The 414-nt window shown below is 45.9% G+C and carries 1 protein-coding gene; it reads right to left on the reverse strand.

Annotation, left to right across the window (positions count from 1 at the left end; translation table 11 throughout):
* The coding region (locus NE664_14685; GenBank protein ID MCQ4727881.1) for an ABC-2 transporter permease at nt 1–283 on the reverse strand (283 nt) is incomplete at its 3' end.
* Between the last annotated feature and the right edge of the window lie 131 nt (nt 284–414).

The following is a 414-nucleotide window of genomic DNA, read 5'->3' on the forward strand; positions in this document are numbered from 1 at the left end:
GTCCGAAAAAGGTGGAAATGCAGACTGCGTAAAAATACTTTTCCAACACCATTTTCCAGCGCGGAACCGGTAAGGTCAGCACATACGTCTCCCACTTTGTCTGCCTGTCATAAGAAAACAGATTCAGCACATTGATGCCTGCTACCATGATAAACATGGGAATCAGGAACATTCCCGTCTTCCTGCCGCCCAGAAAGACGAGGGACCATACTACCAGAATAAACAGCATGGATTTTATACTCTGCCGCAAAATATAGTAATCCTTGATCAGCAGTCCTTTCATTTTCTATCCCTCCTCACAGAATACAGCATGATTTCCTCGATGTTCGTCCGGTCTGTCACAATCTCCGGATATCTTCTCTTCACATATTCTCTCCCCCTGATCAGCGCTTCCACCCCATAGGGATTCTTCCT

Source organism: Anaerotignum faecicola, assembly GCA_024460105.1.
GTDB lineage: Bacteria > Bacillota > Clostridia > Lachnospirales > Anaerotignaceae > JANFXS01.